This window comes from Leptospira kirschneri serovar Cynopteri str. 3522 CT, from assembly GCF_000243695.2.
In the GTDB taxonomy this organism is placed as follows: domain Bacteria; phylum Spirochaetota; class Leptospiria; order Leptospirales; family Leptospiraceae; genus Leptospira; species Leptospira kirschneri.
Genome location: NZ_AHMN02000009.1, coordinates 1 through 10000, shown reverse-complemented (window position 1 = coordinate 10000; position 10000 = coordinate 1). Strand labels below are relative to the sequence as shown.

The 10000-nt window shown below is 33.4% G+C and carries 7 protein-coding genes and 5 pseudogenes; 6 read left to right on the top strand and 6 right to left on the bottom strand.

Features of this window, described 5'->3' with window-relative positions:
• Positions 1-151 precede the first annotated feature (151 nt).
• The 4 genes and pseudogenes from LEP1GSC049_RS214350 to LEP1GSC049_RS2000000229275 form a co-directional block, all read right to left on the bottom strand.
• Positions 152-1078: a hypothetical protein gene (locus LEP1GSC049_RS214350; protein ID WP_016560842.1), complete on the bottom strand. Its 927-nt coding sequence runs from the start codon at positions 1076-1078 to the stop codon at positions 152-154.
• A 214-nt stretch (positions 1079-1292) separates the two neighbouring features.
• A complete protein-coding gene (locus LEP1GSC049_RS214355) occupies positions 1293-1874 on the bottom strand; it encodes a hypothetical protein (RefSeq protein WP_016560846.1) in 582 nt (193 codons plus the stop codon).
• Positions 1875-2135: 261 nt separating this feature from the next.
• A pseudogene (locus LEP1GSC049_RS2000000227920) lies at positions 2136-3420 on the bottom strand (DDE-type integrase/transposase/recombinase).
• A 234-nt stretch (positions 3421-3654) separates the two neighbouring features.
• Positions 3655-3813: pseudogene (locus LEP1GSC049_RS2000000229275) on the bottom strand (IS481 family transposase); the annotation flags it as partial.
• On the opposite strand from LEP1GSC049_RS2000000229275, the pseudogene LEP1GSC049_RS2000000226360 reads away from it, so the two are divergent.
• From LEP1GSC049_RS2000000226360 to LEP1GSC049_RS214360, 3 genes and pseudogenes are all read left to right on the top strand, one after another.
• Positions 3810-3971 (top strand): annotated as a pseudogene (locus LEP1GSC049_RS2000000226360) (AraC family transcriptional regulator); the annotation flags it as partial. The pseudogenes LEP1GSC049_RS2000000229275 and LEP1GSC049_RS2000000226360 overlap by 4 nt on opposite strands.
• A 192-nt stretch (positions 3972-4163) precedes the next feature.
• A pseudogene (locus LEP1GSC049_RS02000000224690) lies at positions 4164-5293 on the top strand (leucine-rich repeat domain-containing protein).
• A gap of 272 nt (positions 5294-5565) precedes the next feature.
• The gene (locus tag LEP1GSC049_RS214360) at positions 5566-6552 is read left to right on the top strand and encodes an Rpn family recombination-promoting nuclease/putative transposase (protein WP_004755307.1); all 987 of its coding nucleotides are present in this window, start codon (positions 5566-5568) and stop codon (positions 6550-6552) included.
• A gap of 186 nt (positions 6553-6738) precedes the next feature.
• Here the strand turns inward: LEP1GSC049_RS214360 and LEP1GSC049_RS06850 are convergent, their stop codons facing one another.
• The gene (locus LEP1GSC049_RS06850; RefSeq protein WP_016747971.1) at positions 6739-7164 is read right to left on the bottom strand and encodes a type II toxin-antitoxin system VapC family toxin; all 426 of its coding nucleotides are present in this window, start codon (positions 7162-7164) and stop codon (positions 6739-6741) included.
• Positions 7161-7412: a ribbon-helix-helix protein, CopG family gene (locus LEP1GSC049_RS214365; protein WP_004429706.1), complete on the bottom strand. Its 252-nt coding sequence runs from the start codon at positions 7410-7412 to the stop codon at positions 7161-7163. The genes LEP1GSC049_RS06850 and LEP1GSC049_RS214365 overlap by 4 nt, the downstream gene beginning before the upstream one ends.
• A gap of 257 nt (positions 7413-7669) precedes the next feature.
• Between LEP1GSC049_RS214365 and LEP1GSC049_RS214370 the strand changes: the two genes are divergently transcribed.
• From LEP1GSC049_RS214370 to LEP1GSC049_RS2000000228770, 3 genes and pseudogenes are all read left to right on the top strand, one after another.
• Positions 7670-8533, top strand: coding sequence for a leucine-rich repeat domain-containing protein (locus tag LEP1GSC049_RS214370; protein ID WP_004758453.1), 864 nt, complete (start codon positions 7670-7672; stop codon positions 8531-8533).
• A gap of 151 nt (positions 8534-8684) precedes the next feature.
• Positions 8685-9674 carry a leucine-rich repeat domain-containing protein gene (locus LEP1GSC049_RS214375; RefSeq protein ID WP_016560837.1) on the top strand — a complete coding sequence of 330 codons (990 nt, stop codon included), beginning with the start codon at positions 8685-8687 and terminating at the stop codon, positions 9672-9674.
• A gap of 179 nt (positions 9675-9853) precedes the next feature.
• A pseudogene (locus LEP1GSC049_RS2000000228770) lies at positions 9854-10000 on the top strand (leucine-rich repeat domain-containing protein); the annotation flags it as partial.

Here is a 10000-nt window from a genome sequence, read left to right as displayed (position 1 = left end):
TCGTTTTTGAGAGATCTTTTTAAATCTTTGGAAACGCAGCCGAGGACGCTTGCTTGGAAGGAGTTACCTCAATTCAAAGAACCTGTGCTTCATTAGTCGCTTACTCTTCAATCGAAGGAACTAACGAAGTTAGGCGATGGACAGAAGGTTTTTAAGGAGCCTTGCCAAAGGTCGGGATTTCAGTAACATTCTTTTTTCCAATAACCTTTCCTTTTTGGTCAATAAAGACTATTATTCCCTCAGAGTTTTTTATAAAGTATTTTGCATCGAATGCGTTAGTTTTATGAATCCAGTAATCAACAAACCTAACTAATCCTTTGTAAACGGATATTCGAGGAACTACGATTCCCGGTGAATCAGCGGTAAATATATACACAGGATAAGTTTTTCGATTATCTTCAAAGCCCATTACAGCGTGATGAATAATATCACAATCAACATTATCCCCATTTGCCTTCAGTCGAAGCGCTTTGTCATAGGGGGAAAGCCTGCCTTCAGATTCATTATTAAATCGGGACCATTGAGTATCCCAGTCACTTTCAATTAAACGGAATTTACTAACTGAATAAGGAAGCATATTATTTCTGAAAAGATCATAGGATAATTGGGCAGAAATAAATCTTCGTAAATTACTTGGAAATCTGAAATTATAAATATAATTCGCTGTTAAGTGGAGTGCTAAATCTTTTTTTAGAGTAGTATGATTAACAATGTAATCACAAAACGAACCGAAATAAAAGTTTTTCTCATCAACAAAAGATGCAGCACTCTCCGCAACCTGGAGAATATATTCTCTTCTAATTTCGACTTGAGACATGTAATATAGATAACTTTCATTTACTATTCTAATAATCTCAGCATCAATTGTTTCCTTCTTGAGATTCGAACTATACTTAATATTTGGATTTTTTACTTTTATACCGAGATATTCAAGAATCGAAAATGGTGTAAAATAGATGGAAAACAAATTAGGAAAATCATTATAACGTTTTGTTTCAAGGGAAAAAATTTCAAAATAATTCTTATCTTTAATAAGTTTTCCGAAAATATTAGTATCGATAAAGTATCTTAAGAACAAATCTTTCTGCCTGTCGCCAAACGAAATGGGCTTTTCGACGTTTGCGGTCTGGAGCTCGCTAAACGCGCGGAAGGATTGGCACGAAGGCTTGCGTGAGCCTTAGCGAAAGTCCCGCGAACCGAGTGACAAAGCAAATGTGGCTTTAGCCCGCAGTGAGGGTCGCATTAGCGATCCCGAACGGAGCGAGGAGACGAAGTTAGGCGATGGCCAGTTTTTAATTATTAGAAATTTTTGAAAATCCTAATAAGAGAATAAATGGCACAATTGGCAACAGAAAATAATTTACCCAAGGGAAAAATATTATTGGAATAAAATAAAAAATTCCACCAACAAATGCTAAATATATTATTGAGCCTATAATCGTATCTTTCTTATCTTCTTCTGTTGAAAAAATACCGTAAAAAAGCATTAAAATTCCAAAAAATGCTCCAGATATAAATTTCCAAAATCCTTCCCAGCCAAATTCAGAAATTACAATATCCGTATTTAAGCTGATTCTTTTCTTTGGCTGATATTCATTCAATTCAGCAATTAGGCTTCTTCTCAATAATAGTAAATTTTCATCGGCTTCAATTTTTTTCGAATCGAGTGACACTATTCTTTCAAATAAAATCAACTTTTGTTGATAACGCGATAGGTACAATTGATCCGTTATATATTCATATACGATTAAAGATACAATGATAAGAATCAATAGCGACGCTAAGGTAATTAAACCTTTAGGTGAAACTATTGATGCAATTAAGTCTTTGATAGAAACAGATAAAGCCGAAAGACTATCGATTATTGAACTCATAATTTTAGTCCCTTAATATTTTAGAAAATTTACTGGCTTGCCGCCTAACTATTAATCTACGCACGTCGCATAAAAAGCTAAGGCAGCCGAATATACGAATATCATAAAAACACGTTATTCCATCAATCCAAACTTAACTCGAAAAATCCAATCACAAACCAGCTTAACCCGACTTGCATCAAGAAAAAACGACTCGAAAGAGCAGAGGGGAATCATATAAAAATCTACTCCAAATATAGGAGCAAATTTGAAAGGCGTAAACTACTTTCTGGTTTCCCAGAGTTTTTGGGTTGCTCGCCGTAGTTCTTCGATTCTTTGTCTTTCGATAAACGGACTTTTTGTTTCTGAATTAATTTCTCTTCTCCAGACGGGGATGGTATGAGTGATTTCTTTCTTCGGATTCTGACTTTTTAGATTGGATTTCGGATCGGCGCGGCTGACCGAACGATCTGTGCTTTAAGTTGATTGATCTTTTCTTTGAGTTCGAAAATATTTAAGGACGAATAGAAAGAGATCAATTCCTTCTTCACAATTTTTGAAACTTCCTTTCTTTCTAAAACTCTTGTATAAGGTGATTATGGATTTTCGGATTCCTTTGGATCCGATACGGTGTTTCTCTATCAGAATCATTACGGGTAAGAAGAAATTATTGTAGAGATTCAGATAAGAATATAAGGTTTTTAAGGAGTCCGCGTGTTCCGGTTTATCGAGTCTCGAATAACCTGTATTTCTTCGAACTACTGAATAATTCTTTTGTTCGATATGTGGGTTATCATTCTTTTTGTAAGGACGATCCCGAGTGGAAAGTAAGCTGATATTTTGCCGCAAAGCGAAGAATCGTATCATTGATAAATTCAGAACCGTTGTCTGAATGAATTCCGAGTAAAGGGAATGGGAATGCTTTTCTGAGCCTGAAAAAGGCTTTTAGCATTTGAAATTCTGTTTCGTTCTTTACTAAGATGCAGATAGTCCAGCCAGTGCAAACGTCTGTCGCACAAAGAGTTGAGAAAAAACCTCCATATACATTCCCGCCGTTATGAGCAATGAGATCCACTTGGGTAAAACCGGGGGATGTATCTTTCCATTCTCCGAAAGTTTTGATCGGGATTTTATCAATGAGAAACCGAGGTTGTCTTGTAGTGGAAGTACCGCGTCCTCTAAATTTGAATCGAATTCGTTTGGGTAAACGATCGATGGTTGCAGAGCTGATGGATAGAAGTCTTGTTTTGAGATGTTTGTTGAGTGGGTAGTTTTGTAGGTGTTCGATTTGTTTTAGGACTTCCGGGATTGTGGCTTTCATTCTCCTTGAACAAATTCGATCCAGAACTTCCCAAATAAATTCTAAAGCTTTTCTTACTTCTTCGTCATAAACAGGAATCTTTTTTCTAAGTTGTTTTGAAGAAGATTTTTTCCCTTCGGTTCCTCGTAAGATTGTTCTCGCATAGGATCGATTATATTCGGTGACTTCTACGAATTCATCGAGGATCAGACTTTTTTCTTTCTTAAAAGCCCAACGGTATCTCTCATTGAAGATCTTCGTGACCATGTGTCTCTCCCGTAGATTCAGTTTTATAATGTACCGGGAAAGTATGTACTAGACTGATTCTTCTAAGATTTGGAGTAGATTTTTACATGATTCTCAAAAACAGTCTGGAGTAGATTCTTCTGTGATGCAACATGGTTCTTCCGATAATGGTATTTATGACACATTAGTGAACTTTTGTTCATGAACGTACCCATACATACTTTACAAAAAGAAATGTAAATATGTAACTCACGTTCAATTAATTGGCGTAGGATTCTTATATTGCAACACTTTTCCAGTAAATAAATCTAACATACCCAAGACCGCGTTGGTAAAATAGAGTTTACATAAACGCTCTGAGACTTTTTCAAACCCGACCCGTTCATCAATTAAAGAAGAAAAAAACCGATTATAATTTATTCAATATTGCACTTGAATGTGGTTTCAATTCTCATTATTCATTTCACAGAGCCTGCATTAAGTTTACCGGTAAATCTCCACGCGATCTTAAAATTTACATTCAATCTTACGAAGGTTCAAGTCTTACAATTCTGCAAAAACCAAAAAGATAATCAAATTCTTAAAGTGTTTAGAAAAAGATTATTAGAATTTAAAATTCAATCTTATTAAAAAAGAAAATTCGGAATCAATTTTAACTTTAAACAAACAGAAATTTATAAAAGAACGTTTAAATTGAATGACTTTTTATTTTTATTTAGAAACTTATCTTTCAATTTAAATGAATTTCAGTCCGGATAACCTTTATGAACTTCCGCATAACGTTGATTCACTTACAAAAAATATTCCTCTTTTCTTTGTTTCTTTTTTGTTCCTTTACTTTTGTGCAAGCAGAAGAACCAGGAACTTATAGGGATTTAACAAAAGCGATCCAAAATCCTTTGGATGTTCGAGTTTTGAATTTGAGTGCTAACCGATTCAAAACTCTTCCTAAGGAAATCGGAAAATTGAAAAATTTACAAGAGTTGAATTTGAATAAAAACCAACTCACAATTCTTCCTAAGGAAATTGGGCAATTGAAGAACTTGCGAAAGTTGAATTTGCATGATAACCAATTTACAATTCTTCCTAAGGAAGTTGAGAAATTAGAGAATTTGAAAGAGTTGTCTTTGGGTTCTAACCGACTCACTACTCTTCCTAACGAAATTGGACAATTAAAGAATGTTCGAGTGTTGAAGTTGACTCATAACCAATTCAAAACTATTCCTAAGGAAATCGGACAACTAAAGAATCTTCAAACGTTGAATTTGGGTAATAACCAACTTACAGCTCTTCCTAACGAAATTGGACAACTACAGAATTTGAAATCGTTGGATTTGGGTTCTAACCGACTCACAACTCTTCCTAACGAAATTGGACAACTACAAAAGTTGCAAGATTTGTCTTTGAGTACTAACCGACTCACAACTCTTCCTAACGAAATTGGACAACTACAGAATTTGCAAGATTTGTATTTGGGTTCTAACCAACTCACAATTCTTCCTAACGAAATCGGACAATTAAAGAACTTGCAAACGTTGTATTTGCGTTCTAACCGACTCACTACTCTTCTAAAGACATTGAACAACTACAGAATTTGAAATCGTTGGATTTGAGTTATAACCAACTTACAACTTTTCCTAAGGAAATCGAGCAATTGAAGAACTTGCAAGTTTTGGATTTGGGTTCTAACCAACTCACTACTCTTCCAGAGGAAATCGAGCAATTGAAGAACTTGCAAGTTTTGGATTTGGGTTCTAACCAACTTACAACTCTTCCAGAGGGAATCGGACAACTACAGAATTTGCAGTTGTATTTAAACAACAATCAACTCTCATCCGAAGAAAAAGAAAGGATTCGAAAACTACTTCCAAAATGCCAAATTTACTTTGAATAATATTTCTTTTTCAAGGGATAGAACGTCCTGATTTAAATCAAAGAGAGTTAGATTCTCTTTGAGATTTTAAATGATGAACATAGATTCAACTTCTTGTTACTATATTTTTTTAAACTTGGAGTGATTTTTATGTGATACAATAGGATTTTTTCGTAGATATCATGAACTCAAAACTAATCGCATTTTTGCTGGACCAGCCAAACACTTTTTTGAAGTTTTAGATCAGTTCTAAATAAAATTGACTTAATGAAATTAAATTCAAAAGATAACAGATGACCGAAGTGAACAATCCTCATGATCGATTGATTCGAGAAACATTCCAAGATAAAAAAGAAGCAGCAACTTTTTTCAAAAACACATTACCGATCGAAGTAGTAAAATTACTCAACTTAGAGAACTTAGAACTATCCGAATCTAGTTTTGTCTCTGAAGAATTAAAACAAGAACAGACCGATCTATTATTTCAAATTCCACTCAGATCTGGTAATAAATCTAATGTATATTTACTCTTCGAACACAAAAGTTATTTAGAAAACACGATCTATATCCAATTACTCGGATACATGACCGAAATCTATCGAAACCAACAAAGAAACGGAGAAAAACTTTCCGTAGTAATTCCATTCGTATTTTATCACGGGGAAAAAGAATGGAAATTGGGGAATCGATTTTTGGATCAATTCGTCCTAACAAGTCAAGAAACGGGAATTCTAAAAGACTTTATCCCCGATTTTAAAATAGACTTATTCGATCTGAAAAAAGTAGAATTGAAAGAGAAGTTAGAAAGTATAACCTTTCAAGTTACTTTAGGTGTGGTGCAAAGAATAAGGGAAGGAGATTTGGAGTTTATATCTCACTTACCAGGTTTATTTTCTCTACTCTTGGAAATTGAGGAAGAATCGAAAAGGGTTGCAATCTTACGGAAATTGTTATTGTATATCTATTGGGTCCGAGATTTGAAACCTTCGGAGTTCAAAGTAATTTTTCAAAGATCGAAACTAGAAAAATATGAGGAGTTGACAGTGACTACTGCGGAAAAACTGATTTCAGAAGGTGTGAAGCAAGGAATCGAAAAGGGAATTGAGAAAGGAATTGAACAAGGAATCGAAAAGGGAATTGAGAAAGGAATTGAAAAGGGAATTGAGCAAGAGAAACTGAAAACCGCCGGTAAGATGCTTGGGAAAGGAATGGATCTAAAAACAGTTTTAGAGATTACAGGGCTAACCGAAAAAACGCTGAAAGAGCATAAAATCCTTTAATATCGATTTTTAAGGAGCAGTTTCAATTTTACTCCTTATATTTAAATAGTATATTTTCAAATAATGCAACAGACAACTTCCGAGAATGTATCTTTGGTCTCATTAGGTGGCTTTAGTTCGTAATGAGGGGTACATTAGCGATCTCGAATGAAGTGACGAGACGAAGTTATACGATCGTACTTTATTTTAAGCCTTAATCATTTTAGGATTAATAATATTTAGAGCTTTTCCTTTTTTAGTTTTGTAAAAAAGAAAATCACTATCTAAAGTTAAAATATCTTTGATTCCATAAATTTCAGAAAGACTAATAAGAGAAGCATCTGCAAAATCCATCGGTCGATCCGAATATTTTTCCATGTGATGATGGATCAACGGAAAATGTTCATTATCTTGGTTTAAAATTATAATTGCTCCGTCTTTCACCCATTCGATAAATGAACTCTGAACTTTTTTATTGTCAGATAACAAATATGAAACTTCTGTTACAACTGCTAAAGTCGTAACCAATCGTCCTTTAAAATTTTTAAGAAAGGATCTTATTTCACTACAGTAAATATCAGACTCATCGAAAAAAGCTACAATTGGACCGGTATCGATAATTACTTTTATCATTTGGCTTTTTGTTTTTTCAATAGTGCGTCTTTAATATACGTTTGATGATTTATCGATTTATCCGAAATCCCACTTTTATATTGGCCAAAATATTTTTTACCTAATTCATAGGCTGATGGTTTTTGAGCAAAGTTATCAATATAATAGATTAAAGACTCTTTAATTATTTCCGATTTGCTTTTATTTTCAAATTTGGCGACTTCCGATAATTTCTTTTCCAATTCCGGCGGTAATCGAAGGCTAATCATAAAAACACCTCTTGTATCACAGATGTAATACGCCATTTACTTTAGTCAATGAATTTTTGTTCTCTTTGAAATTCAAAAAGAATTAGAAAAAGATTATTAGAATTTAAAATTCAATCTTATTAAAAAAGAAAATCCGGAATCAATTTTAACTTTAAACAAACAGAAATTTATAAAAGAACGTTTAAATTGAATGACTTTTTATTTTTATTTAGAAACTTATCTTTCAATTTAAATAAATTTCAGTCCGGATAACCTTTATGAACTTCCGCATAACGTTGATTCACTTACAAAAAATAACAATTTACTTTCTGTTTCTCATTTATCTTTCTTGCGAGACTCAAACGGAAAAAGTAGAACCAAAAACTTACTTGGATTTAACAGAAGCGATTCAAAATCCTTTGGATGTTCGAGTTTTGGATTTGAATGGTCAAAAACTCACAACTCTTCCAAAAGAAATTGGACAATTAAAGAATTTGTATGATTTGAATTTGGATGAAAATCCACTCGGAGCTTTTCCAAAAGTAATCGGACAACTAAAGAATTTGCAAAGTTTGAATTTAACCTATAATCAACTCAAAAACCTTCCTAAAGAAATCAAGCAACTACAAAATTTACAATGGTTGATTCTGGATTATAACCACCTTACAACACTTCCTAAAGAAATTGGACAATTACAAAATTTGCGAGCGTTGTATTTGTTTAATAATCAACTCACGACTCTTCCTAAAGAAATCGGACAACTACAAAATTTGCAAGAGTTGTATTTGAGAGATAACCAACTTACAACTCTTCCTAAAGAAATCGGGCAACTAAAGAATTTACAACAGTTGAATTTGAATAATAATCGACTCACAATTCTTCCAAATGAAATTGGACAACTGAAAAATTTACAACAGTTGAATTTAGATGCTAACCAACTCACAACTCTTTCTAAGGAAATAGGGCAATTGAAGAACTTGCGAGAGTTACTTTTGAGGCATAACCAACTTACAACTATTCCAAAAGAAATTGGACAACTACAGAACTTGCAAGAGTTGTATTTAATAGATAATCAATTCTCATCCGAAGAAAAAGAAAGGATTCGAAAACTTCTTCCGAAGTGCCAAATTTACTTTGAATAATATTTCTTTTTCATAGGATAGAACGTCCTGATTTAAATCAAAGAGAGTTAGATTCTCTTTAAGATTTTAAATGACGAACATAGATTCAACTTCTATAAAAGCGAACTAAAACTAACTCTGATTAAAAGCAACTAATTCGGAAAAACGAACGATGAATTCAACACAAACTGATTTACGAAAAGTATTCCTCTTTTCTTTGTTTCTTTTTTGTTCCTTTACTTTTGTGCAAGCAGAAGAACCAAAAACTTACATGGATTTAACAGAAGCGATCCAAAATCCTTTGGATGTTCGAGTTTTGGATTTGAGTCAACAAAAACTCAAGACTCTTCCTAATGAAATCGAACAATTGAAAAATTTACAACGGTTGTATTTGAGTTATAACCAACTTAAAACACTTCCTAAGGAAATTGGGCAATTACAGAATTTGCGAGTGTTGGAGTTGATTCATAACCAACTCGAGACTCTTCCTAATGAAATCGAACAATTGAAGGATTTACAACGGTTGTATTTGAGTTATAACCAACTCAAGACTCTTCCTAAAGAAATTAGGCAACTACAGAATTTGCAAGAACTGTATTTGAGAGATAACCAACTTACGACTCTTCCTACCGAAATTGGACAACTACAAAAGTTGCAAGATTTGTCTTTGAGTACTAACCGACTCACAACTCTTCCTAACGAAATTGGACAACTACAGAATTTGCAAGATTTGTATTTGGGTTCTAACCAACTCACAATTCTTCCTAACGAAATCGGACAATTAAAGAACTTGCAAACGTTGTATTTGCGTTCTAACCGACTCACTACTCTTTCTAAAGACATTGAACAACTACAGAATTTGAAATCGTTGGATTTGAGTTATAACCAACTTACAACTTTTCCTAAGGAAATCGAGCAATTGAAGAACTTGCAAGTTTTGGATTTGGGTTCTAACCAACTCACTACTCTTCCTAAGGAAATTGGACAGCTGAAGAACTTACAAGTGTTGGAATTGAATACTAACCAACTTACAACTCTTCCAGAGGGAATCGGACAACTACAGAATTTGCAAGAGTTGTATTTAATAGATAATCAACTCTCATCCGAAGAAAAAGAAAGGATTCGAAAACTACTTCCAAAATGCCAAATTTACTTTGAATAATATTTCTTTTTCAAAGGATAGAACGTTCTGATTTAAACTGAAATACTTTTGACTCTTTAAATCGAAGAGAATTCAATTTCTTTTGAGATTGATTTTAATTGACGAACGTAGATTCAACTTCTATAAAAGCGAACTAAAACTAACTCTGATTAAAAGCAACTAATTCTGAAAAACGAACAATGAATTCAACACAAACTGATTTACAAAAAGTATTCCTCTTTTCTTTGTTTCTTTTTTGTTCCTTTACTTTTGTGCAAGCAGAAGAACCAGGAACTTATAGGGATTTAACAAAAGCGATCCAAAATCCTTTGGATGTTCGAGTTTTG